The 20,868-nt window shown below is 74.2% G+C and carries 28 protein-coding genes and 1 pseudogene; 18 read left to right on the forward strand and 11 right to left on the reverse strand.

Features of this window, described 5'->3' with window-relative positions; genetic code table 11:
• The gene (locus tag JSQ78_RS02800) at positions 1-1,128 is read right to left on the reverse strand and encodes a DNA glycosylase AlkZ-like family protein (protein WP_211449227.1); all 1,128 of its coding nucleotides are present in this window, start codon (positions 1,126-1,128) and stop codon (positions 1-3) included.
• A 75-nt stretch (positions 1,129-1,203) separates the two neighbouring features.
• Here JSQ78_RS02800 and JSQ78_RS02805 point away from each other — a divergent pair, with 75 nt between their 5' ends.
• Positions 1,204-2,274, forward strand: coding sequence for a trans-sulfuration enzyme family protein (locus JSQ78_RS02805; RefSeq protein WP_211449229.1), 1,071 nt, complete (start codon positions 1,204-1,206; stop codon positions 2,272-2,274).
• A gap of 9 nt (positions 2,275-2,283) precedes the next feature.
• The gene (locus JSQ78_RS02810; protein ID WP_021009412.1) at positions 2,284-2,463 is read left to right on the forward strand and encodes a hypothetical protein; all 180 of its coding nucleotides are present in this window, start codon (positions 2,284-2,286) and stop codon (positions 2,461-2,463) included.
• A gap of 39 nt (positions 2,464-2,502) precedes the next feature.
• Here JSQ78_RS02810 and JSQ78_RS02815 read toward each other — a convergent pair whose 3' ends face one another.
• Both JSQ78_RS02815 and JSQ78_RS02820 read right to left on the reverse strand, forming a co-directional pair.
• Complete coding sequence (locus tag JSQ78_RS02815) at positions 2,503-2,778, reverse strand: COG4315 family predicted lipoprotein (protein ID WP_249295848.1); 276 nt, start codon at positions 2,776-2,778, stop codon at positions 2,503-2,505.
• A 64-nt stretch (positions 2,779-2,842) separates the two neighbouring features.
• The gene (locus tag JSQ78_RS02820; RefSeq protein ID WP_211449233.1) at positions 2,843-3,208 is read right to left on the reverse strand and encodes a hypothetical protein; all 366 of its coding nucleotides are present in this window, start codon (positions 3,206-3,208) and stop codon (positions 2,843-2,845) included.
• Between the two features lie 100 nt (positions 3,209-3,308).
• Here JSQ78_RS02820 and JSQ78_RS02825 point away from each other — a divergent pair, with 100 nt between their 5' ends.
• Together JSQ78_RS02825 and JSQ78_RS02830 are read left to right on the forward strand one after the other, a co-directional pair.
• Entirely contained in the window at positions 3,309-3,833 is a 525-nt protein-coding gene (locus JSQ78_RS02825; RefSeq protein ID WP_211449235.1) for a MarR family winged helix-turn-helix transcriptional regulator, read from the forward strand.
• 127 nt (positions 3,834-3,960) lie between these two features.
• A complete protein-coding gene (locus tag JSQ78_RS02830) occupies positions 3,961-4,386 on the forward strand; it encodes a GNAT family N-acetyltransferase (protein WP_211450474.1) in 426 nt (141 codons plus the stop codon).
• Between the two features lie 122 nt (positions 4,387-4,508).
• Here the strand turns inward: JSQ78_RS02830 and JSQ78_RS02835 are convergent, their stop codons facing one another.
• From JSQ78_RS02835 to JSQ78_RS02845, 3 genes are read right to left on the reverse strand one after another with little or no spacing between them, the layout of a single operon-like run.
• The gene (locus JSQ78_RS02835) at positions 4,509-4,907 is read right to left on the reverse strand and encodes a type II toxin-antitoxin system VapC family toxin (RefSeq protein ID WP_249295849.1); all 399 of its coding nucleotides are present in this window, start codon (positions 4,905-4,907) and stop codon (positions 4,509-4,511) included.
• Complete coding sequence (locus JSQ78_RS02840) at positions 4,907-5,155, reverse strand: type II toxin-antitoxin system Phd/YefM family antitoxin (RefSeq protein WP_211449239.1); 249 nt, start codon at positions 5,153-5,155, stop codon at positions 4,907-4,909. Before JSQ78_RS02840 ends, JSQ78_RS02835 begins: the two co-directional genes overlap by 1 nt.
• A 22-nt stretch (positions 5,156-5,177) precedes the next feature.
• Positions 5,178-5,936, reverse strand: a complete 759-nt coding sequence (locus JSQ78_RS02845) for a hypothetical protein (protein WP_211449241.1) — start codon at positions 5,934-5,936, stop codon at positions 5,178-5,180.
• 117 nt (positions 5,937-6,053) lie between these two features.
• On the opposite strand from JSQ78_RS02845, the gene JSQ78_RS02850 reads away from it, so the two are divergent.
• From JSQ78_RS02850 to JSQ78_RS02880, 7 genes are all read left to right on the forward strand, one after another.
• Positions 6,054-6,215, forward strand: a complete 162-nt coding sequence (locus tag JSQ78_RS02850) for a hypothetical protein (protein WP_021009399.1) — start codon at positions 6,054-6,056, stop codon at positions 6,213-6,215.
• A 46-nt stretch (positions 6,216-6,261) separates the two neighbouring features.
• Entirely contained in the window at positions 6,262-7,179 is a 918-nt protein-coding gene (locus tag JSQ78_RS02855; protein ID WP_211449243.1) for an oxygenase MpaB family protein, read from the forward strand.
• A complete protein-coding gene (locus JSQ78_RS02860) occupies positions 7,176-7,508 on the forward strand; it encodes a hypothetical protein (protein WP_211449245.1) in 333 nt (110 codons plus the stop codon). The genes JSQ78_RS02855 and JSQ78_RS02860 overlap by 4 nt, the downstream gene beginning before the upstream one ends.
• A 7-nt stretch (positions 7,509-7,515) precedes the next feature.
• Positions 7,516-8,334, forward strand: coding sequence for a nitroreductase family protein (locus tag JSQ78_RS02865; protein WP_211449247.1), 819 nt, complete (start codon positions 7,516-7,518; stop codon positions 8,332-8,334).
• A gap of 72 nt (positions 8,335-8,406) precedes the next feature.
• The gene (locus tag JSQ78_RS02870) at positions 8,407-8,892 is read left to right on the forward strand and encodes a hypothetical protein (protein WP_211449249.1); all 486 of its coding nucleotides are present in this window, start codon (positions 8,407-8,409) and stop codon (positions 8,890-8,892) included.
• 35 nt (positions 8,893-8,927) lie between these two features.
• Entirely contained in the window at positions 8,928-9,446 is a 519-nt protein-coding gene (locus JSQ78_RS02875; protein WP_211449250.1) for a metallophosphoesterase family protein, read from the forward strand.
• 56 nt (positions 9,447-9,502) lie between these two features.
• Positions 9,503-10,966, forward strand: a complete 1,464-nt coding sequence (locus JSQ78_RS02880) for a serine/threonine-protein kinase (protein ID WP_211449252.1) — start codon at positions 9,503-9,505, stop codon at positions 10,964-10,966.
• A 140-nt stretch (positions 10,967-11,106) separates the two neighbouring features.
• Here JSQ78_RS02880 and JSQ78_RS02885 read toward each other — a convergent pair whose 3' ends face one another.
• A complete protein-coding gene (locus tag JSQ78_RS02885; protein WP_249295850.1) occupies positions 11,107-11,856 on the reverse strand; it encodes an alpha/beta fold hydrolase in 750 nt (249 codons plus the stop codon).
• A complete protein-coding gene (locus JSQ78_RS02890; RefSeq protein WP_211449254.1) occupies positions 11,853-12,269 on the reverse strand; it encodes a GNAT family N-acetyltransferase in 417 nt (138 codons plus the stop codon). The genes JSQ78_RS02885 and JSQ78_RS02890 overlap by 4 nt, the downstream gene beginning before the upstream one ends.
• A gap of 65 nt (positions 12,270-12,334) precedes the next feature.
• Between JSQ78_RS02890 and JSQ78_RS02895 the strand changes: the two genes are divergently transcribed.
• A complete protein-coding gene (locus tag JSQ78_RS02895) occupies positions 12,335-12,817 on the forward strand; it encodes a pyridoxamine 5'-phosphate oxidase family protein (RefSeq protein ID WP_211449256.1) in 483 nt (160 codons plus the stop codon).
• A 154-nt stretch (positions 12,818-12,971) separates the two neighbouring features.
• On the opposite strand, the gene JSQ78_RS02900 is transcribed toward JSQ78_RS02895, so the two are convergent.
• Entirely contained in the window at positions 12,972-13,493 is a 522-nt protein-coding gene (locus JSQ78_RS02900; protein ID WP_249295851.1) for an ASCH domain-containing protein, read from the reverse strand.
• A 40-nt stretch (positions 13,494-13,533) separates the two neighbouring features.
• Between JSQ78_RS02900 and JSQ78_RS02905 the strand changes: the two genes are divergently transcribed.
• The 3 genes and pseudogenes from JSQ78_RS02905 (at position 13,534) to JSQ78_RS02915 (ending at position 16,289) form a co-directional block, all read left to right on the forward strand.
• Entirely contained in the window at positions 13,534-14,052 is a 519-nt protein-coding gene (locus tag JSQ78_RS02905) for a hypothetical protein (RefSeq protein WP_211449258.1), read from the forward strand.
• A 17-nt stretch (positions 14,053-14,069) separates the two neighbouring features.
• Entirely contained in the window at positions 14,070-14,864 is a 795-nt protein-coding gene (locus tag JSQ78_RS02910; RefSeq protein WP_211449260.1) for a thioesterase family protein, read from the forward strand.
• 94 nt (positions 14,865-14,958) lie between these two features.
• Positions 14,959-16,289: pseudogene (locus JSQ78_RS02915) on the forward strand (alanine/glycine:cation symporter family protein).
• Positions 16,290-16,301: 12 nt separating this feature from the next.
• Here the strand turns inward: JSQ78_RS02915 and JSQ78_RS02920 are convergent.
• Positions 16,302-17,171 carry a hypothetical protein gene (locus JSQ78_RS02920; protein WP_211449262.1) on the reverse strand — a complete coding sequence of 290 codons (870 nt, stop codon included), beginning with the start codon at positions 17,169-17,171 and terminating at the stop codon, positions 16,302-16,304.
• A 34-nt stretch (positions 17,172-17,205) separates the two neighbouring features.
• On the opposite strand from JSQ78_RS02920, the gene JSQ78_RS02925 reads away from it, so the two are divergent.
• Positions 17,206-17,574: a DUF2255 family protein gene (locus JSQ78_RS02925; RefSeq protein ID WP_211449264.1), complete on the forward strand. Its 369-nt coding sequence runs from the start codon at positions 17,206-17,208 to the stop codon at positions 17,572-17,574.
• Positions 17,575-17,601: 27 nt separating this feature from the next.
• Here JSQ78_RS02925 and JSQ78_RS02930 read toward each other — a convergent pair whose 3' ends face one another.
• Positions 17,602-18,270, reverse strand: coding sequence for a DsbA family protein (locus JSQ78_RS02930; RefSeq protein ID WP_211449266.1), 669 nt, complete (start codon positions 18,268-18,270; stop codon positions 17,602-17,604).
• Between the two features lie 61 nt (positions 18,271-18,331).
• Between JSQ78_RS02930 and JSQ78_RS02935 the strand changes: the two genes are divergently transcribed.
• On the forward strand, positions 18,332-18,619 hold the full coding sequence (locus JSQ78_RS02935; RefSeq protein ID WP_211449268.1) for a DUF1905 domain-containing protein: 288 nt from the start codon (positions 18,332-18,334) through the stop codon (positions 18,617-18,619).
• Positions 18,620-18,690: 71 nt separating this feature from the next.
• Positions 18,691-20,868 (forward strand): protealysin inhibitor emfourin, encoded by a 2,178-nt coding sequence (locus JSQ78_RS02940; RefSeq protein ID WP_211449270.1) that lies wholly within the window; start codon positions 18,691-18,693, stop codon positions 20,866-20,868.

Consider the following 20,868-nt stretch of genomic DNA (forward strand, 5'->3'; position numbering starts at 1 on the left):
CTAGCGAGGCTCGGCTGCGCCGTCGGCGAGCGCGAGCCGGCCGCCGAGCCACGCGGCGAAGCGCTCGAGCTCGTCGAGCACGGCGGAGCGCAGCCGGGCGTCGGGTTCGACGTCCCAGTGGATGCGCGCGACGCGCAGCACGCCCGCGTCCCGGTCGGTGCGCGCATCGACCTTGCCGACGAGCGCGTCGCCGTCGAGGATCGGCAGCGCGTGCACGCCCCAGCGGCGCTTCGCGGCCGGCGTGTACTGCTCGAGCGCATACTCGAAGCCCCACAGGTCGCGCATGCGGCGGCGGTCGGCGATGAGCCGGTCGAGCGGCGAGAGCAGCGCGAGACGGCCGGTGAAGCCGGCGGCGCTCGCGCCGTCGTCGAGCCGCCACTCGCCGCGGACGCCATCGATGCGCACGGGCTCGCCGGCGTCGCCGATGTGGGTCGGCCGCGCGATGCCGAGCGAGCGGAGCCAGCGGCGCTGCCACGTCTCGAGCGCCGCGGCGGGATCGGGCGTCTGGACGGGCGGGAGCACGCGCTCGGCGAGGTCCCAGACGCGCAGCTGCCCGAGCCGCTCAACCACGACGACCTCGCCGCGCACCTGCAGCAGCTCGAGCATCATCGCGACGTCGCGGCCGGTGTTCCACCCGCTCGAGCGGTAGGGCACATCGGCGGTGTCGGCGATCTCGCCCTGCGGGAGCGGACCGTCGACGCGGAGCTGCTCGAGCACGCGCTCGCGGAAGCCCCCGTTCGCCTCGAGCCACGCGCGGCTCGACTCGCCGATCGCCTCGGGCGCGCGACCGAGCGCGAGCAGCCACGGCAGGTCGCGCATCGCGCGCAACCCGATCGCCCACGCCTCCATCGGATGCCGGCGCGGGCCGAGGTGCTCGAAGAGCGACTGCTCGACCTCGACGGCGCGCCGCACGTCGCTCGGGTCGAGTGCCGGCACGCGCGAGAAGGCGATGTGCTCGGCCGACGGGCAGACGATGTCAGTCGGGCCCAGCGGCAGCAGCGTCAGCTGCGCGACGATGTCGGCGAGGTGGTCGGAGCCGTCGACGGGCGCGCGGTCGGCGTCGAGCAGCTGCGCCCGCACGGCGATGCGGCGCGCTTCCTCGCGCGAGACGGTGCGGATGGTCGCCACGCGACGACGGTAGCCGAGGGCGCCGACACGGTCGCGCCGCGCGGTCGAGCGCGCCGCCGGTGGCAGGATGGCGTGATGCGAGAGCAGCGCCTGCGCCCCGAGACCGTCGTCGTGAGCGCGGGCCGCCCGCCCCACGTGCCGGCCGCCCCGTTCAACGAGCCCGTCACCTTCGCGAGCGCCTTCGTCGCCGGCGGCGACCTCGAGTACGCCCGGTACGGCAACCCGACCTGGACGGCGTTCGAGGATGCGCTCGGCGCGCTCGAGGGCGGCGAGTGCGTCTCGTTCGCGAGCGGCATGGCCGCGGTGAGCGCGGTCGCGGCGCTCGTGCCCCACGGCGGCGCGGTCGTCGTGCCGCGCCACGCCTACCAGCACACGCTCGCGCTGCTCGACGTTGGCGCCGCGGACGGGCGCTTCGAGGTGCGCCGCGTCGACATCGCCGACGCCGACGCGGTCGAGGCGGCGATGCCGGGCGCGGCGATGGTGTGGCTCGAGTCGCCGACGAACCCGGCGCTCGAGGTCGCCGACGTCGAGCGGCTCGCCGCGTCCGCGCGCGCCGCGGGTGCGCTGAGCGTCGTCGACAGCACCTTCGCGACCCCACTCCTGCAGCGCCCGCTCGGCCAAGGCGCCGACGTCGTCGTGCACTCCGTCACGAAGCTCATCGCGGGGCACAGCGACATCGTGCTCGGCGCGGTCGTCGCCGACGATCCCGACCTCGCCGCGCGCATCCGCCACCACCGCGGGCTGCACGGCGCCATCCCCGGCCCGATGGAGTCGTTCCTCGCGCTCCGGGGGCTGCGCACGCTCTCGGTGCGACTCGAGCGGGCGGCGTCGAACGCGCGCGAGCTCGCCGCGCGGCTCGAGGGTGTGCCCGGCGTCGTGGAGGTGCGCGACCCGGGTTTCGGCACCGTGCTCGCGGTCGTGCTGCGCGACGCCGCGACCGCCGATCGCGCGGTCGATCGCGTGCGGCTCTGGATCCCCGCGACGAGCCTCGGCGGCGTCGAGTCGACGCTCGAGCGGCGGCGCCGCTGGGCGACGGAGGCGCCGACCATCCCCGCGGGCCTCATCCGCCTCTCGGTCGGCATCGAGCACATCGACGACCTCGCCGACGACCTGCTCGGCGCGCTCGCGGGCGACGACGTCGACTAGCCTCGGAGCATGAGCCGCACCGCATGGGCCGTCATCTGCGCCATCCTCGCCGTCATCATCGCGTGGATCGTGGTCGACGTCGTCTTCAGCCTCCTGTGGTTCATCGGCAAGCTCGCGATCGTCGCCGTCGTCGCGGTCGTCGTCTTCTTCGCGCTGCGCTCGCTCATCGGGCGCCGCGCGGAGCGCTGACCGCAGCCCTCGTCAGCGGCTCGGCCTGCTGGCCGGAGGTCACTCCGCCATGCGCTCGCCGGCGGGGGAGAGCACCCACCACACGTCGTTGACGCCCTGGCCCGCGACGTCGCCCGCCGCGGAGTCGCCCGCGAAGTCGTAGAGCGGCCAGCCGTTCAGCGTCACCTGGGTCGCGCCGTCGACGCCGACGATGGTGCCGAGCTCGCCCGTGGCGTCGTGCTCGTGCCGATCGCGGTCGCCGCCGGCGAAGCGCTCGCGGCCGTCGATCGTGCTCGCCGTGCTCGCGGTCGTGGCCGCGGCGGGCTCGACCGCCATGGTCGTCCTCATCGGCGACTCGGGCGCGCGCGCCGTCTGGGGCGGGATCCTCGTCTGAGGTGCCTCAGCCGAAGCGGAGGCTCGAGCGGGCCACGACGCGAGCGCCCGCGTCGATCCACGGGATCGGCCCCGTGGTGAGAGCAGGGGAGGGGCTGCCCGCCGCGAACGCGGCCTGCGCCGCCCGCAGCTCCCCGAAGCGACCGAGCGAGCGACCTGCGCCGTCGACGGCGACGTACTCCTCGAGCGTCTCCTCGACGAAGCCGAGGAAGGTCGTGCCCTCGACGCCGCCGCGGCTCGCGACCCACAGGCCGTCGCCCGGCGACGCCCACGTGATGCGGCCGGATGCGTCGTCACGACCACCGCCACGGCGCTCGTCGAGCGCGTGGAGACCGGGAGCAGAGACCTCGGGCCGAGTCAGCGTGTCGGTCATGTCATGCTCCTTCTTGCGGATCGTTAGTTCGATGATCGAAATGTATCACGTTCGAACGGTAGGGTGTGCGCAGGACGGACAGACCCGATGGAGGAGCGGCATGACCCAGATCGACGCGCGCGGCACGGCGAGCTCGGGCTACTGGTACCCGGGGCACGGTCGGCCGACGAGCGTCGACGTGCTCAACCTGCTGCGGCGCTACCGTGCCGCGGAGGCGCAGATGCGGGCACGCACCCGTGCGTCGATGGGCATGGGCGAGACCGATCTGCTCGCGCTGCGACTGCTGCTGCAGGCGGAGCGGCGCGGCGAGGTGCTGCGGCAGCGCGATCTCGCGTCGGCGCTCGGGCTCGCATCGCCCTCGGTGACCGCGCTCGTCGACCGGCTCGTCGAGAGCGGCCACGTGCGCCGCGAGCCGCACCCGGACGACCGGCGGGCGACGATCGTCGTGCCGACGAAGGACACCGATGACGAGGTCCGCGCGACGCTCGGCGCCATGCATCGGCGGATGATCGACGTGATCGACGCGATGGACGACGAGCAGACCGAGGCGGTGGCCGGCTTCCTCGATCGCATGGTCACCGCGGTCGAGCACGTCGACGAGCACGACGAGGCTTCTGGCGCGTAGCATCCGGGGCGCGCGGGGAGTGCCAGCGGCCAGGGCCGCGTAGGCTCGACGAGTGAAGACCAGCAGCCTCTCCGGCGGCGCGCAGCTGCGCCGCGCCCAGCCCGGCGACGAGCCGGGCATCCTCGCGATGATCCACGCGCTCGCGGTCTACGAGCGAGAGCCGGATGCGGTGGAGAACACCGAGGGGATGCTGACGGCGACGCTCTTCGGCGACGAGCCGCGAGCCTTCGCGCACGTCGTCGAGCGCGACGGCGCGATCGTCGGCATCGCGATCTGGTTCCTGACGTACTCGACATGGACGGGCACGCACGGCATCTGGCTCGAGGACCTCTACGTCGACGAGGCGCAGCGCGGCCGCGGATACGGTCGAGCGCTCATGGCGGCGCTCGCCGCGGAGTGCGTCGAGCGCGGCTACCGGCGCTTCGAGTGGACGGTGCTCGACTGGAACGAGCCGTCGATCGGGTTCTACCGCTCGATCGGCGCCGAGCCGCTGGACGAGTGGACGACGCAGCGCCTCACCGGCGAGCGGCTCGAGGCGCTCGCGCAGCGCTGACGCGGTGACTCGCTCCTCTCGGCGACTCCCGTGAAGCGCCGATAATGCGCATTATGTCCGATCGGTGAGATGCCGTATCGCTGCCGTCTCCCCTCAGCGGCCACCTCGCTCGCCGCCTCGACTCACTCGCCTGCGCAGGGATCGAGCGTCGCGAGGCCCATCTGTGAAGCGACCTCGAGCATGCGGGCGTCATGCGAGACGATCACGAGGTCTTCGATGCCGGATCGCAGAGCGGTGCCGAGGTGGATCGCGTCGAGGGCGCGCACGTGCGGCACGATCGCCTCGGCCTCGATCAGCACGGCGTGATCGATCGGGATCACGCCGACGAAGTCGAGCACCTCGTCGCGCTCGGCGAACGGGATGCCTTCGCGTCGCGCGAGGCGCGTGAGCTCCGTCTTGAGCAACCGGGACGAGACGAGCTCGTCCGACTCGGCCGCGTCTACGAACCACGCGACCGCCGTCGGCGAGTGCCGCAGCATCGCACGGCCGGCGACGGATGTGTCGAGGTAGAACGTCGTCATCACTCCCCCCGCAGGTCGTCCAGCAGCTCGTCGATCGATGCGGCCGTCCGCAGCTCATGCCGAGGGAGCGACGCGAGGTTCGGTCGGCCCGTGCGCTTCGGCGGGATGATCTGGGTCGACGCCGCAACCGGCTCGACGCGGGCGATCGGCCGGTTGTACGACGTGATCGTGTAGCTCTCCCCCGACTCCACGTCCCGCAGCATCTGCGCGGGATTCTGGCGGAGCGCGCGGACGGACACGTTCTTCATGCCCTGATTGTAGGTCATTGATCTACAATCCGCGATGGCGCGGTGACGCGTCCACACGGGCCGCTGCGGTCCACGTCGGCACCCGCTCGCCGAAGAGCAGCATCAGGCTCGGCACCATCGCGTGGCCGCGATCGATCCCTGCGGCCCTCACGAGATGCGCCATGGCGTCCGCTCGCTTGCCGAGCGCCCAGAGCAACCAAGCGACGGCGCAGAGCAGCGCCGGCTGCATCTCCTCGGGGGCGTGCGCCGCAGACCACCGAAGGAGAGCGATGCCTCGGATGGTGCGGTCGCGATCGGGCACCCTCTGCGTCTCACCGCGCAAGCACCGCCCGACATGCACGTCCGGAAGCGCCCCCTTGGCGACGAGCTGCCGGACGTGATCGTCGACGGCGATGCCGAGCTCGACGGCGTGGTCGACGATCCGCGTCACGTGTCGGAGGTGCTCCGTCGCCAGCCCGCGACCGAAGGCGACCTGCAGCGCGAGCTGCTCGGGCACGCTCGGCCACTGCGCGAGAGCGACCAGCATCGCGATCTGCGGCAAGCGTGCACTGCGCTCGTCCCTGAGCGAGTCCTCGAGGATCCCGATCGACATCGCCAGCGCGACGCCATGCGGCGTGACCTGGAACCACGGGCGCTGGTCCTCGTCGTCTTCGACATCCGTCTCCACGGGCTCTACGAGCGCACGGACGACCGCCGACGCCCTGATGCTCACCTCTTCCGCCACCCGCGGATCCGCTTGCGGCAGTGCCGCCCCGAGCGTCTGACGATCGTGCTGCAGCATGCCGGTCACTGTGGCCGAGTCCTGCCGATGCGCGCGGCAGCGAGCGGTCGTCCTGTGGAGGGACGTTGACTGCGCTCCTTCCGGCAAGCGCTCGCGCGCCGGCGCTACGATGGCGCCATGCAGCTCCTCGTCGCCGCCTCCGCCGCCGCCCACGACGCGGGCATCCCGCTCGACGACCCGATGAACCTCTTCATCATCGCCTCGAGCCTCGTGACGGCGCTCGCGTTCGTCGGCATCGCCGGCGCGTTCGTCATGACGGCGCTCGGCCGCGCCGACTGACCCCAGAACGCGCGGCTCGCACAGCGTCGGCTGGCATGCTGACGGCATGGCGATGAGGCTGCGCGCGCGACTGCTCGAGGCGCTCGCCGGCGACCCCGAGGGCTCCCCAGCGTGGATCCGCGAGCTCGCCGAGGGCGACGACGCGGGCCACTTCGCCGAGGACGGCGCCGCCTGGACGGTGCACGGCAGCATGGCGACGCTCGTCGCCGGCATCCGCGCCCTGCTGCTGCAGGCGCTCCACCCCGGCGCGATGGCCGGCGTGCACGACCACTCGACCTACCGGCAGGATCCGCTCGGCCGCCTCTCCGGCACCGTCCGCTGGGTCGTGTGCCTCACCTACGGCTCCACCGCGCAGGCGGAGCGCGAGACGGCGCGCGTCGGCCGCTTTCACAGGCGCGTGCAGGGCGCCTACGTCGACGGCCGCGGCGCCGAGCGCGCCTACAGCGCCGCCGACCCGGGCCTGGCCGACTGGGTGCACCTCGCCTTCGCCGACGCGTTCCTCACGTGCCAGGAGACCTGGGGCGAGCGGATGCCCGGCGGCGGCCGGATCCCGGGCGGCTCCGACGCGTACGTGGCCGAGTGGGCGACCGCAGGTCGGCTCATGCACGTCGACGACCCGCCGACGACCGCGGTCGAGCTGCGGAGCCGCATCGACGGCTACCTCGAGCGCGGCGAGCTGCGCAGCGACGAGCGCGTGCGCGAGGTCGTCTCGTTCCTGCGCCGCCCGCCCGTCGGCGGCGTCGCGGGCATCGGCTACCGGCTGCTGTTCGCCGGTGCCGTCGCGACGCTCCCCCGCCGCTACCGGCAGCTGCTCGGCGTGCGCCGCTCCCCCTTGCCCGTCGTCACGCTCACGCGCGTCGTGCTCGCGATCGCGGGTCGCGCGCTCGCGAGCGGCGAGGGCAGGCGCGCGCAGGACTGGGCGCGCCTGCGCCTCCGCCGGCTCGAGCGGGAGCGCGCCGCGTGAGCACCGCCCGCTCGCTCGCGACCGCCGCGGGCGCCGTCTACGGCTCGACCGCGATGCTCGGCGTCGGCCTCGCGACCGGCCTGTGGCGCAACGAGCAGAACCGCTGGGTCCACCACGTCGGCTACGTCGCCGCGGTCGCGCTCACGTCGGCGACCGTCGCGGTGAGCGCCCTGCGCGAGCGCGACGGCACGCGCGCCACGCTCGCGGCCGCGGCGCTCGTGCCGCTCACGGCGCTCCCCCGCGTCTCGACGCGCTCGCGCAGGCATCCGCTCGTCGCTCTCACCGCCGCCCCGTGGCTCATCGCCGCCATCGCCCGCCGACCCCGATAGGAGCATCGTGGAGCTCATCGACGCCATCCGCCGCCGCCGCACGACGAACGGCGCGTTCCTGCCCGACCCGGTGAAGGAGGAGCACCAGCGCCTGCTGATCGAGATGGCCGGCCGCGCGCCCTCGCAGCTCAACAGCCAGCCGTGGCGGTTCGTCATCACCGAGGATCGCAGCACGATCGAGCGCGTGGCCGCGATCAGCGGCGAGAGCATGACCGAGGCGATGTCGAACGGCACGTTCTTCGAGCGCTACAAGCGCTACTTCCGCTTCTCGCAGCGCGAGATGGACGAGCGCCGCGACGGCATGCTCTTCGACAAGCTGCCAGCGCCGCTGCGCCCCTTCACGAGCCAGGTGTTCACCTCCGGCGGCCAGCGGCTCATGAACGCGATGCGCGTGCCGCACACGCTCGGCGAGGAGAACCGCAAGCTCGTCGCCGGCTCCCCGCTCATGCTCGCCGTCATGCTCGACCGCGCCGAGCACCGCCCGGGCGAGCTCTCCTCCTTCTACTCGCTCTTCAGCATGGGCGCGGCGATGGAGAACCTCTGGCTCACGACGGTCGAGCTCGGCATGGGCATCCAGTTCGTCTCCTTCCCGATGGAGGTGCCCGGGCAGTGGGAGCGGCTCGTCGAGCTCTTCCGCGTGCCCGACCACCTCGAGCTCATGGCCGTCTACCGCCTCGGCTACGTGCCCGAGGAGCGCCGCCGCCCCCGCATCGACTGGACGAGCTCCGAGCGCCGGCTGCCCTCGCAGATCGTCTTCCGCGACACGTGCGACACCCCCCAGCTCGGCTGGGACGATGCGCAGGTCACCCCGCGCCACGACGACTGATCGGCCACTTGCCGCCGAGCCCAGGCAGTGCCAGGCTCCTCGCGAGAGAGCGTGCTCGAGGACGGAGATCGGATGCGTCATCCCCGCGGCGTCGTGATCGCACTCGCGAGCGCGGTCGCGCTCGCCCTCGCCGGCTGCGCGAGCGGCACGACCGAGCCGGCCGCCGAGACCCCGAGCTCGGAAGCCTCCTCCGGGTCGTCGCCGGCGCCCAGCCCAGAGCCCTCCCCTGCCGAGCCCTCGAGCGAGGCGCCCGAGGAGGCGACGCCGCTCACGGGCGTCGTCGCCACCGACGACGATCCCGAGGCCTCCGTGGTCGCGCTGCTCGACGCATCCGGCGCCGCGGTCGAGTCGCTCCCGGCCGGCACCTACGCGCTCACGTTCGCCGACCGCTCGCGCATGCACAGCTTCCGGCTGCGCGGCCCGGGCGGCATCGACGTCGCGACCGACGTCGCCGGCTCCGACGAGTCGACGGTCGAGATCACGCTCGAGCCCGGCACCTACGAGATCGTCTGCGATCCGCACTCGGGCACGATGCGCGCCGAGATCGACGTGACCTGAGCGGTGCGCTCGGCGCCGTGCGCGAGACTGGCGCGGTGACGACGCGCCTGCTGCTGCTGAGCGACACGCACCTGCCGAAGCGCGCGAAGGCGCTGCAGGAGCAGGTGTGGCGGCTCGTCGACGAGGCGGATGCCGTCATCCACGCGGGCGATTGGGTCTCGGAGGCCTTCCTCGACGAACTGGAGGCGCGCGCCCGGCGGCTCATCGGCGTCGCGGGCAACAACGACGGGCCGGCGCTGTGGGAGCGCCTCGGTGGCGAGGCGCGCGCGGAGCTCGACGGCGTCCGGATCGCGCTCGTGCACGAGACCGGCGCCACCGCCGGGCGTGAGCGCCGCTGCGACGAGCGCTTCGGACCGGCCTCACTCGATCCGTGCGACGTGCTCGTCTTCGGCCACTCGCACATCCCGTGGGACTCGGTGACGCCCGGCGGCGTGCGGCTGCTGAACCCCGGCTCCCCCACCGATCGTCGGCGCCAGCCGGTCGGCACGGTCATGACCGCGATCGCCGACGACGGGCAGCTGCGCGACGTGCGGCTCGTCGAGACGCCGCGCTGACGTGGAGGGGATGCTCGGATTGCGCGCGTAGCCTCGCCGACGGACAGGGGGACGCGATGATCGCGACAGGAGCCGATCCGCTCGCGCCGGGGCGGCTGCTCGCCGAGCGCTACCGCATCGGGCCGCTGCTCGGTTCCGGCGGCACCGCGGCGGTGCACCGCGCGACGGACGAGCTGCTCGGGCGGACGGTCGCCGTGAAGGCGCTCGTGCGCCCCGTCGGCGACGATGCGGCGGAGCGGCGGGAGCGCGCCGAGATCGAGCTGCTCGCCTCCGTGCACCACCGCTCGCTCGTGACGCTCTTCGACGCCGGCAAGACGCACGTCGACGGCCTGCCGGTCTCGTTCCTCGTCATGGAGCTCGTCGAGGGGCCGAGCCTCGCGCAGCGGCTCGACGAGGGACCGCTGCCGCTGGCCGAGGTCGAGCGGCTCGCGCACGACCTGGCGGAGGCGCTCGCGGTCGTCCACGCGCACGGCATCGTGCACCGCGACGTGAAGCCGGCCAACGTGCTCCTGTCCCCCGCACCGCTGCACCGCGGTGCGTTCGACGCGAAGCTCGCCGACTTCGGCATCGCCGCGCTCGTCGGCGGCGAGCGGCTCACCGCCACGGGCACGGTGCTCGGCACCGCGGCGTACTTGAGCCCCGAGCAGGCCACCGGCGCGCGCGTCGACGCGTCCTCCGACATCTACTCGCTCGGCCTCGTGCTGCTCGAGGCCCTCACGGGCCGACGCGAGTACCCGGGCTCGCTCGTCGAGTCGTTGAGCGCCCGCCTCGCCCGCGACCCGGAGATCCCCGGCGAGCTCGGGTATCGCTGGAAGTCGCTGCTGACCGCGATGACGACGCGCGACCCGGCGGAGCGGCCGACCGCGAGAGCCGTGCTCGAGCGCCTCTCGCGGTCGGCGGGCGGCGCCGACGCGACGGCGGCGACGCCGGCTGCGGCTGCTGCTGCCGCAGCGACGAGCGTCGGCGCGACCGCGGAGCTCGCGACCGAGCGTGCTCCGATCGCCGCGCCGCTCGACGCGACGCGGCCGCTGGCCGTGGACGACTCGGCGACGACGGCGCGAGCGGCGGCGAGCCGACCGCAGCGGTCGAAGCGCACTCGCGGGCTGGCGCTCGCTCTGGGCCTCGCCGCCGCGGGGGCGCTCGTCGCGATCCCGGTGCTCTCGCAGCAGCCGACCCCGAGCGAGAAGGCGCCGGTCGAGATCGAGCTCGCCGACCTCCCTGGGCTCGTGCCCGACCAGGGCGTCGCCGAGCCTCCGGTCACCGAGCCCGAGCAGGTCGCCGTGCCGGAGCCGGCACCGGCGCCGGTCGCGGAGCCCGAGCCGGCGGTCGTGGTGACGCCGGCGGACGGGAACAACGGGAACAACGGCGACGGCAACGGCAACGGCAATGCCGGCAATGGCAACGGCAACGCTGGCAATGGCAACGCTGGCGACGGCGGCAACGGGAACCGCGGCAACAACGGCAACAACGGCAACGGCAACGGCAACGGCAACGGCAACGGCAACGGCAACCGCCCCTAGCGCCGCCGATCGCTGCCGCGTCCGGCTTGCCGCGAAGCGCGGTGATCCGGGCCGTTGCGGCGCGGATCGACCGCTGCTCGCGGCAGATCGCGAATCCGACCGCTGCTCGCCACGCGGCGTCGCGAGCGGCGGTTCGCGCGTCAGCCGGTGTGCGCGAGGATCGCCGAGGCGACCGCTCGCGGCGCCGTGTGCTGCACGGCGTGCGGGTGGCCGGGCACGTGCACGAGCCGCGCGCGCGGCGCGCGGTCGCGCAGCTCGCGGCTCCAGCGCAGCCCCGCGATCGGGTCGCGCTCGCCGCGCAGCACGAGCAGCGGCATCTCGAGCCGCTCGACCGCGCGCTCGAGCGAATACGCGATCATGTGGCGCAGCTGCACGAGGTACCACGCGGGGCCGGCGCGGAGGTAGTCGCTCAGGATGACGACGTTGCCGCTCGGCGGCTCGCGCAGCGAGTCGACGAGCAGCGCCCTCGCCTGCGCGGTCGGCGAGCGGTGCTGATGGTCGGCCACGGGGCCGATCGCGACGACGAGCGAGACGAGCTCTGGCCGCTGCAGCGCGAGCTCGACGACCCACTGCGAGCCCATCGAGTGCCCGACGAGCACGACCGGCCCGGTGCCGAGCGAGTCGAGCGCCTCACCGAGCGCTCCCGCCATCGTCTCGATGTCGAGGTCACGCTGTGGCTTCGGCAGCCCGCCGAAGCCCGGCAGGTCGACCGAGATCACTCGCGCCCGCGTGGCGAGCACGCCGTGCAGGCGCGCGAAGTAGCGACGCGAGACGCCGATGCCGTGCACGAGCACGACCGTCGGATGCGTCGGGTCGGGTGCCGACGCATCCGCCGTCAGCCTGAAGGCGAGGTCGCCGATGTCGACGCGGTGCGCGTGGCGGCGCCTCACGCTCCGGCCGGCAGGTCGAGCGTCATGCCGAGCGGGTCGCTCGTCGCGGCCACGAAGCCGAGGTCCTGGTAGACCGAGACGGCTTCGGGGCTCGAGAAGAGGCCAACGACCGCCTCGGCGGGTGCCTCGGCGCGCACGTGCGCGAGCAGCCGCTCGACGATCCGCGTGCCGATGCCCTGCTCCGACGCATCCGGGTCGACCATGACGTCCTGCACGTACCAATAGCGCACGCCGTCGCCGACGAGCCTGCCCACGCCGACGGTGCGGCCGCCGTCGCGCACCACGACGCCGTGGAGCGAGCGCTCGAGCGAGCGGTCGATCGAGGCCCAGTCGAAGTGGTCGAGCCAGCCGACAGCCTCGGCGACCGCGCGCTGCTCGGCGGCGGTCGGGATGCGGTCCTCGAGCGTAATCATCCCGCGACCATAGCCACCCAGCCTGGATCCAGGCCGCGCTCAGGCCCCGATGCGAGCGTGGAGCCATGACCGAACGCAGCGAAGAGCTCCAGATCATCACCGGCATCATGCGCTCGACGAAGGTCGCGTCGCTCACGTACGTCTCACAGCAGGGCGACCTCGTCTCCGTGCCGATGGGCACCCAGGACTTCGAGCACCCGCACACCGTGTGGTTCCTCACCCAGCGCTCGACCGAGAAGGTCGCCGCGATCTCGGCCGACCCGCGCGTGAACGTGCACTACGCGGGCAAGGGCGGCTGGGTGTCGCTCGCCGGTACCGCTCGCTTCGTCGACGACCGCGAGAAGCTGCGGCAGCTGTGGGATGCGTCGGCGGATGCGTTCATGACGGGCGAGCCGGAGGACCCGGAGAACGGCCTGCTCGAGATCACCGCATCGAGCGCCGAGTACTGGGACTCCCCCGGCGCGGTCGCGGTGGCGGTGCAACTCGTCAAGGGCATCGTGAGCGACGCGCAGCCCGACATGGGCGACTCGGGCGTCGTGCGCCTCTGAGCCCCTCGGGGTTCTGCTCCGCACGCCACTCGACCCGTTGTCGCCGATCCGACCTGCTGCAGCGGGTCGAGTCGGCAGGAGCAGGTCCGCTCGGCGGCTCGGCGCGCGAGAGCGGGTCTGCTCGGCGGGAAGCGGTCCACTCGCCGGGCGAGGCTCAGCGAGCGTCGGCGTGCTCCGGCGGCCACACGACCGCGAACCGCTCGAAGACGATCTCGTCGTCCTCCGACCACGTCGCGCCCCGCGCGGCCGCGGTGCGCGTCCAGTAGCGACGGTGCTCGCGCCGCCACGACTCGAGCGAGCGGTCGTCCTCGCCCTCGGCGGCCGCGAAGGCGGCATCCGCGCTGCCGAACGGCCCGATGCGCAGCTCGACGCTCCGCAGGATCGCGCGCGGGCGGCCCGCACCGTCGCACGCGATCCAGTGCGAGCCGACCCGGGGCAGCTGCTCCCCCGCCGCGACGAACTCGGCGACGAGCTCTGAGGTCGCGCGCTTGCCGCCCTCGAGCACGAGGGCGAGCAGTGCGTCGGCGAGCTCCGCCGAGTCGCCGAACCCCTCGACCGTGTGCTCGGGCGTGCCGGCGACCGCTTCGGGGTGCGCGTGCGCGTAGGCCGCCCACATCTCGGCCGCGGCCTCGCGATCGGGGGCAGCTGCGGGCACGCGGGCGCTGTCGATGCTCATGCCCTCCATCGTGCCAGCCGCGACCGCGTACGATGCCCGCGTGCCGACCGACGCCGACCTCGCCGCCGTGGAGCGCGCTCGCGCGCTCCTGCAGGCGATGGCCGACCGGCTCGGCGAGGCGGGCGCTCGCGACGAGGCGCTCGCCGAGCACGTCGTGCCGAAGCCCTTCCTCGGCATCCCGCGGCGGCCGACCATGCGCTCGCTCGGCCGCGCGTGGCGGCTCGGCGCGCTGCTCCTCGCGCGCGACGGCTCGGTGTGGCAGACGGGCATCTCGACGCGCGTGACCGAGCCCGGCCGCCCCCAGTTCCACTCCGCATCCGTCGAGCAGCGCCGCGCCTACCGCGCGGCCGCGCTCCAGGGCCGCTTCCCGCTGGGCGAGACGGTCAACCACGGCGTCCGGCCCATCGCACTCGACGAGTCGCTCGTCGGCGGCCCCGGCCCGCTCGTCGTCGAGGGCGGGGCGGCGCTCGTGCGCTGGGGCACCGACGCGCCCGTGCCGCTCGAGCGCTACCTCGACGACCTCGCCGACCTGCTGCTGCACCCGCCCCAGGGCGCGTAGCGGCTAGCGTCGGAGGCATGCAGCCCACCGATGCCTACTTCGTCGCGCTCGGCGACGGCCGCTACCGACCCACCGAGCACGCTGTCGGCGCATGGCAGGACGGCGAGATCCACTTCGCGCCGCTCGCTGGCATCCTGACGCACGCGATCGAGCGCCACCGCGCCGAGACCGGCGCCGCGCCGCTGCGACTCGGTCGCATCGCCTTCGACATCCTCGGCTTCCTCGCGCTCGACGACGTCGCGCTGCGGGTCGAGACCCGCCGCCCGGGCCGCACGATCGAGCTCACCGAGGCCACCGCATCCATCGCCGGTCGCGACGTCGCGATCGCGCGCGCGTGGCACAGCGTCGAGGTCGACACGAGCGCCGTCGCGGGCGGCGCGGCCGAGCCGCTCCCGGCGCCCGACGCGATGCGCGAGTCGGCGTTCGCGGCCGAGTGGGGCGGCGGCTACGTGCGGTCGGTCGAGCTGCGCGTCGCGGGCGACGGCACGCCCGGCCGGAACCGCGCGTGGAAGCGCACCGCGCATCCGCTCATCGAGGGCGAGCAGGCGAGCGCCCTCGCCCGCTGGATCGGCCTCGTCGACGGCGCGAACGGCATCGCGGTGCGCGCGCGGCCCGACACGTGGATGTTCCCGAACCTCGACCTGACGATCCACCTCCATCGCGAGCCCGAGGGCGCGTGGGTCGGCTTCGACACGCGCGTCGCCTTCGGCCCCACCGGCCAGGGCGAGACGCACACCGCCCTGCACGACGAGCGCGGCCACGTCGGCCACGCCTCGCAGACGCTCACGGTGCGTCCGATCCCCGCTCGCTGACGCACTCCGGCGGATGCGCGAGGCCGGGCCCGCGAGCCGGTAGGTTTGCACCCGACGCACGACCGCGACGCCGACCGCGAGGAGACCCACGCCGATGGACCTGACGCCGCTGCAAGCCGTGCTCGACAGCCTGAGCGGCATCATCTGGGGGCCCTTCCTCCTCATCCCGCTCCTCGTCGGCACCGGCCTCTACCTCACGATCCGGCTCGGCGGCCTGCAGTTCCTGAAGCTCGGCGCAGGCCTGCGCCTCGGGCTGGTGCGGCGCAAGGACGACGGCGCCGAGGGCGACATCTCGCAGTTCCAGGCGCTCACGACCGCGCTCGCCGCGACCGTCGGCACGGGCAACATCGTCGGCGTCGCGACGGCGATCGGCATCGGCGGCCCCGGCGCCCTCTTCTGGATGTGGGTCACGGGCCTCGTCGGCATGGCGTCGAAGTACACCGAGTCGTACCTCGCCGTGCGCTTCCGCACGACCGACGAGGCGGGCGAGAAGTCGGGCGGCCCGCAGCACTACTTGCGGCGCGGCATCCCCGGACCGCTCGGCCGCGTGCTCGCCGTCTCGTTCGCGATCTTCACCGTCATCGCGTGCTTCGGCATCGGCAACATGACGCAGGGCAACTCGATCGCCTCGAACGTCGAGTTCAGCTGGGGCGTGCCGACCTGGATGACGGGCATCGTGCTCGCCGCGCTCACGCTCGTCGTGCTCGTCGGCGGCATCAAGTCGATCGGGCGCGTCACGGCCGGCTTCGTGCCCGTCATGATCGTCTTCTACGTGCTCGGCGGCCTCTGGATCCTCGGCGCGAACGTCACGGCGCTGCCCGCGGCGCTCGCGCAGGTGTTCACGGATGCGTTCACCGGCACGGCCGCGATCGGCGGCTTCGCGGGTTCCGCCCTCATCATCGCGGTGCAGATGGGCGTCGCCCGCGGCCTCTTCTCGAACGAGTCGGGCCTCGGCTCGGCCGCGATCGCCGCAGCCGCCGCGCGCACGACGCACCCGGTGCGGCAGGGCCTCGTCTCGATGACGCGGACCTTCATCGACACCCTCATCGTGGTCAGCATCACGGGCCTCACGATCGTCGTGACGGGCGTGTGGGACGACGTCGACGAGGCGGGCGAGCAGATCAGCGCCGCGCTCATGACCGGCGAGGCGTTCTCGACCGGCCTGCCGGGCGACTGGGGTCACTGGGTCGTGACGATCGGGCTCGTGATGTTCGCCTACTCGACGATCCTCGGCTGGTCGTACTGCTCATCCTCTCGGGACTCGTCGCCCGCGAGACGCGCCACTACCTGCGGCACGACCCGCGGCTCGAGGCATCGAAGGACGAGATCGAGGCGTTCATGGCCGACCAGCCCGGCTGGGCCGACTGGAAGGCCGGCGACGAGATCGGCACCTCGCGCATCGACCTGCGCCGAGCGCGACGCTGACGCGCGGACGCCTCACGGCAGCGCGGCGCAGCGCGCGACGACCCACGCGAGCAGCGCGTCGCGCTGCGCGTCGGGGCTCGGCAGCACGAGCTCGGCCGGCTCGCCCGCGCTCGTGACCCGGATGCGGAACAGCGTGCCCTGCTTGTCCTCCGCGATCGCGTGCGCGTCGCACCGCCCCGGCGTGAGCGGCACCTCGACGACCGCGGGCTCGCCGCCCGGCTCGATCGCGAGGCCGACCGGCAGCGACTCGATGCGGTTCCCGGATGCGTCGACGGGCGCGAGCAGGACCGTCGCGCCGACCTCGTCGACGCTCCCGCCCGCGGCGCCCTCCCCCGCCTCGGGCACGACCTCGAGCCGCACGATCGCCGCACCCGACCCATCCGCCGGGATCGCCGGGTCGAGCCACCGCACGGCCGCGACGTCGTGCTCGAAGGACCGCAGCGCGCACGCCGCGTCGTCGATCGCCTCGAGCTGCCCGAGCGGGTCGCCGGGGACGCCCGCGACGACCCGCCCGTCGGCGAGCTCGAGCACGGCGCGGTGCTCGAGCGGTCCCTCGTCGCACGTCGGGGGCGGCAGCTGCAGCCGCAGGTTGCGCGAGGCTCCCGCGGGGACGGCGTCGCCCTCCGCGCGCTCCATCGGCGCGCTCCAGCGGGTCGACTCGTAGGCGGCGCGCGCGACCTCGAGCGCGGCATCGCCCTCGTTCGTCACGCGCAGCTCGATGTGGCCGCTCGCGACGTCGCCGCGCAGCTGCAGGATCTCGAGCACCGCATCCGCATCGCTCGCGGGCATCGTGCTCGGCGTGGCCGGCGACGCGGTGCAGCCCGCGCTCGCGAGCAGCACGACGAGTCCTACGGCCGTCGCCCCGCTTCGCCGCTGCAGCATGGCGCTCATCCTGCCACTGGGCCAGGATGGCGGCATGAGCGCGCCGCGGGACCCGGAGGAGCTCGCCGTCATCGGCTTGACCGAGGAGCTGCACCTCTCCTCCCGCCGCCCCGACGGCAGCCTGAGCCCCGCGATCACGATCTGGGCGGTCGCGGTGGGCGACGAGGTCGTCGTGCGCTCCGCCTACGGCGAGCGGAACGGCTGGTACCGCCGGGCGCTCGAGCGCGGCGCGGGCCGCATCCGCTGCGGCGACGTCGAGCAGGACGTCGAGATCGTCGACGGCTCGGGCCTCGACCAGCGCGCGATCGACGACGAGTACCGGCGGAGGTACGCGCGGTTCGAGCCGCCGATCGTCGCGACGGCCGTCGGGCACGCGCATACGCTGCGGCTGCGGCCCGCCTGACGCGGCGACCGCGGACTCCGAGGCTCGCTACTCGGCCAGCGCCGCCTCGATCGCGGCCTCGAGGTCGCCGAAGTCGCGCAGCTGCAGCTGCTCGCCGTCGACGTAGAACATCGGGGTCGAGGGGACGCCGAGCGCGATGCCGGCGTTCGCGTCGAGCGCGACGCGATCGAGGGTCGCGTCGGCCGCGACCGCCTCGTCGAACGCCGCGAGGTCGAGCCCGAGCTCCTCGGCGTAGCCGCGGAAGGTCTCCTCCGCGCCGTCGGCGCCCGCCCAGTCCGACTGCCGCTCGAGCAGCAGCGCGTGCATCTCGGCGAACGCGCCCTGCTGCGCGGCGGCCTCGGCAGCGACGGCCGCGGGGATCGCGTTCTCGTGGCTCGGGAGCGGGAAGTAGCGCACCGCGAACGTCACCTCGTCGCCGTGCCGCTCGACGAGGTCGTCGACGATGGGCGCGAACTGCCCGCACGCGGGGCACTCGTAGTCGAAGAACTCGACGACGACCGGCGCCCCCGCGCCGGCATCCGAGAGCAGGTGCGTCGACTCGTCGACGAGCTCGGCGGATGCGGTGCTCGCGCCCGGCGCGGGCGCGGGCGTGGCGGTCGGCGCCTCCCACGGCCGCACGACGAGCAGGGCGACCGCGACGATGAGCACGAGGGCGCCGACGACGGCAGCGACGGAGACGGCGGCGCTTCTGGGCATGGCAACCAGGCTAGCGGCGGGCTCGGCTCCCCTCGTCGGCCGCCGGCGCTAGCGTGCCCCCATGGAGCTCGAGTTCTCGGCGACCACGATCGAGTGGCGCGGCCCCGCGCCCTTCCTCTTCGCTCCCCTCCCGCCCGACGAGTCGGAGCTCATCCAGCAGAGCGCGCGCGAGCTCACCTACGGCTGGGGCGCCATCCCGGTCGAGGCGACGATCGGCGCGACGTCCTTCACGACCTCGCTCTTCCCGCGCGATGGCCGCTACCTGCTGCCGCTCAAGGTCGCCGTGCAGCGGGCCGAGGGCGTCGGGCTCGGCGACGAGGTGGCGGTGCGGATGCGCTTGGGCCGCTAGGCGGGCGCGAAGCGGTCGGCGGGCCGGCGGTCAGCGGCCCGGAGTAGCATCGCCGCGATCGAGGGGGCGCCATGGGAATCGACGGACGGGGCTTCGCGGAGCGGGTCGGCGCGCTCGGCGTCACGACGGTCCGCCGCGCCGAGCGCGGCATCCACCGGCTCGCGCGGCCGGCGACCTTCGCGCTCGCGCCGCTGCTGCTGCGGCAGGCCAAGCAGCTGCAGTCGGCGCTCGTGTGGCTGCCGGAGCCGCAGGGCCGGCGCTGGGGCACGGTCGGCGAGGCGCGCGGCGGCGAGCCGCTGCGGCTGCTGCTCGTCGGCGACTCGACCGCGACCGGCGTCGGCGCCGACCGGCTCGAGGACGCGCTCGCCGTGCGGCTCGCCGAGCAGCTCGCGGCACTCGCCGACCGCAGCGTCGAGTGGCGCATCGAGGGGCAGGAGGGCTCGACCTCCGCCGCGGTGCTCGAGCGGCACCTCGCCGTGCTCGACCGGCAGGCGCACGAGCCGTGGGACGTCATCCTCGTGCTCGTCGGCGCGAACGACGCGCTCCAGCTCGTGAGCCGTCGCGCCTTCATCGCCACCGTGCGCACGCTCCTCGAGGGGCTCCGCCGCCACCTCCGGCCCGGCGGGCTCATCGGCGTCGCCGGCGCTCCGCAGATCGACACCTTCGCGTGGCTCCCGCAGCCGATCCGCTCGCTGCTCGGCGGGCACGCGCGCAGCCTCGACGACGCGCTGCAGCGCCTCGCCGCCGCGGCGCCCGACGTCGTGCACCTCCCCACGCCCGCGATCCTCGAGCCGCAGTGGCACGCATCCGACGGCTTCCATCCCTCCGGGGCGGGCTACGCGCTGTGGGCGGGCCTCATCGCGCCGGGGCTCCACGAGGCGCTCGGGGCGCGCTCGCCGTCGCCGCTCGCGGGCCGCCGCGGCATCGTGCCGCCCTACCTACTCGAGCGCCTCGCGGCGGCCGACCTCCCCGCGGCGCGCGTCGCCGCGCAGACGCTCGGCGTCGACCGCGAGGTGCGCGTCGAGCGCGCCGTCGGTCCCCGGCGGCGGGGGCTCGGCGCTCCCGCACCGGCGCGCGTCCCGGGCGAGCCCTCCCCCGACCGCATCATCAGCGACGCGCGCGGCACGACGACGCTGCCGGGCGACGAGGTGCGCACGGAGGGCGCGCCGCCGACGGGCGACGCGGCCGCCGACGAAGCCTACGACGGCCTCGGGGCGTCGTGGCGCTTGCTGCTCGAGGCCTTCGGCCGCGACTCGCTCGACGGGCGCGGCATGCCGCTGCGCGCGACCGTGCACTACGGCGAGCGCTACGACAACGCGTTCTGGGACGGCGAGCGCATGGTCTTCGGCGACGGCGACGGCGAGGTGTTCGCGGGCTTCACCGGCGCGATCGACGTCATCGGGCACGAGCTCGGGCACGGCGTCATCGCGGCGACCGCCGACCTCGTCTACCGCGACCAGCCGGGGGCGCTCAACGAGTCGATCGCCGACGTGCTCGGCTCGCTCGTCAAGCAGCACTCGCTCGGCCAGGACGCCGACGAGGCCGATTGGCTCATCGGCGCGGGCGTCTTCACCGACCGCGTGCAGGGCGTCGCGCTGCGCTCGATGGCGGCGCCCGGCACGGCCTTCGACGACCCCGTGCTCGGCGAGGACCCGCAGCCGGGCCACATGCGCGACTTCGTCGTCACGCGCGACGACCTCGGCGGGGTGCACATCAACTCCGGCATCCCCAACCGCGCCTTCCACCTCGTCGCGACGACGATCGGCGGACCGGCGTGGGAGGCGCCGGGGCAGATCTGGTTCGACGCCCTCACCGGCGGCCTCGACCGCGAGGCCGACTTCGCCGCCTTCGCGCGCGCGACGGAAGCGGCCGCCGAGGCGAGGTTCGGTGCGGATGCGCGCGAGACCGAGGCGGTGCGCTCGGCGTGGCGCGCGGTCGGCGTGACGGGCGACGCGGAGCCGGACGCCCCCGCCGAGGACGCCGTGCGCGTCGCCCGCACGGGCGGCATGCTCGGCCGCACGCGCGCGGCGACGCTCGAGTTCGAGATCATCCCGGGCGACGACCGCGAGCGGCTCGACACGCTCGTCGCCTCGGGCGTGCTCGCCGAGCTCGACGGGCGAGTGCTGCCCGACGCGCCGCTGTGGCGCGTGACGATCGAGACGCGCTGCGACGTCACCGTCGCCGAGCCACTGCTGCCCGACGAGGTGCTCGCGCTCTTCCGCCGGCTGCTCGAGCTCGACGAGCGCTGA

This window comes from Agrococcus sp. Marseille-Q4369, assembly GCF_018308945.1.
Lineage (GTDB): Bacteria > Actinomycetota > Actinomycetes > Actinomycetales > Microbacteriaceae > Agrococcus.

Bases quoted from the DNA above. Each gene is read 5' to 3' on its own strand.
- JSQ78_RS02805 (WP_211449229.1), top strand. From the start codon at position 1,204: ATGCGAGAGCAGCGCCTGCGCCCCGAGACCGTCGTCGTGAGCGCGGGC.
- JSQ78_RS02810 (WP_021009412.1), top strand. From the start codon at position 2,284: ATGAGCCGCACCGCATGGGCCGTCATCTGCGCCATCCTCGCCGTCATC.
- JSQ78_RS02815 (WP_249295848.1), bottom strand. From the start codon at position 2,778: ATGGCGGTCGAGCCCGCCGCGGCCACGACCGCGAGCACGGCGAGCACG.
- JSQ78_RS02820 (WP_211449233.1), bottom strand. From the start codon at position 3,208: ATGACCGACACGCTGACTCGGCCCGAGGTCTCTGCTCCCGGTCTCCAC.
- JSQ78_RS02825 (WP_211449235.1), top strand. From the start codon at position 3,309: ATGACCCAGATCGACGCGCGCGGCACGGCGAGCTCGGGCTACTGGTAC.
- JSQ78_RS02830 (WP_211450474.1), top strand. From the start codon at position 3,961: ATGATCCACGCGCTCGCGGTCTACGAGCGAGAGCCGGATGCGGTGGAG.
- JSQ78_RS02835 (WP_249295849.1), bottom strand. From the start codon at position 4,907: ATGACGACGTTCTACCTCGACACATCCGTCGCCGGCCGTGCGATGCTG.
- JSQ78_RS02840 (WP_211449239.1), bottom strand. From the start codon at position 5,155: ATGAAGAACGTGTCCGTCCGCGCGCTCCGCCAGAATCCCGCGCAGATG.
- JSQ78_RS02845 (WP_211449241.1), bottom strand. From the start codon at position 5,936: ATGCTGCAGCACGATCGTCAGACGCTCGGGGCGGCACTGCCGCAAGCG.
- JSQ78_RS02850 (WP_021009399.1), top strand. From the start codon at position 6,054: ATGCAGCTCCTCGTCGCCGCCTCCGCCGCCGCCCACGACGCGGGCATC.
- JSQ78_RS02855 (WP_211449243.1), top strand. From the start codon at position 6,262: ATGGCGATGAGGCTGCGCGCGCGACTGCTCGAGGCGCTCGCCGGCGAC.
- JSQ78_RS02870 (WP_211449249.1), top strand. From the start codon at position 8,407: ATGCGTCATCCCCGCGGCGTCGTGATCGCACTCGCGAGCGCGGTCGCG.
- JSQ78_RS02880 (WP_211449252.1), top strand. From the start codon at position 9,503: ATGATCGCGACAGGAGCCGATCCGCTCGCGCCGGGGCGGCTGCTCGCC.
- JSQ78_RS02890 (WP_211449254.1), bottom strand. From the start codon at position 12,269: ATGATTACGCTCGAGGACCGCATCCCGACCGCCGCCGAGCAGCGCGCG.
- JSQ78_RS02895 (WP_211449256.1), top strand. From the start codon at position 12,335: ATGACCGAACGCAGCGAAGAGCTCCAGATCATCACCGGCATCATGCGC.
- JSQ78_RS02900 (WP_249295851.1), bottom strand. From the start codon at position 13,493: ATGAGCATCGACAGCGCCCGCGTGCCCGCAGCTGCCCCCGATCGCGAG.
- JSQ78_RS02910 (WP_211449260.1), top strand. From the start codon at position 14,070: ATGCAGCCCACCGATGCCTACTTCGTCGCGCTCGGCGACGGCCGCTAC.
- JSQ78_RS02920 (WP_211449262.1), bottom strand. From the start codon at position 17,171: ATGCTGCAGCGGCGAAGCGGGGCGACGGCCGTAGGACTCGTCGTGCTG.
- JSQ78_RS02925 (WP_211449264.1), top strand. From the start codon at position 17,206: ATGAGCGCGCCGCGGGACCCGGAGGAGCTCGCCGTCATCGGCTTGACC.
- JSQ78_RS02930 (WP_211449266.1), bottom strand. From the start codon at position 18,270: ATGCCCAGAAGCGCCGCCGTCTCCGTCGCTGCCGTCGTCGGCGCCCTC.
- JSQ78_RS02935 (WP_211449268.1), top strand. From the start codon at position 18,332: ATGGAGCTCGAGTTCTCGGCGACCACGATCGAGTGGCGCGGCCCCGCG.
- JSQ78_RS02940 (WP_211449270.1), top strand. From the start codon at position 18,691: ATGGGAATCGACGGACGGGGCTTCGCGGAGCGGGTCGGCGCGCTCGGC.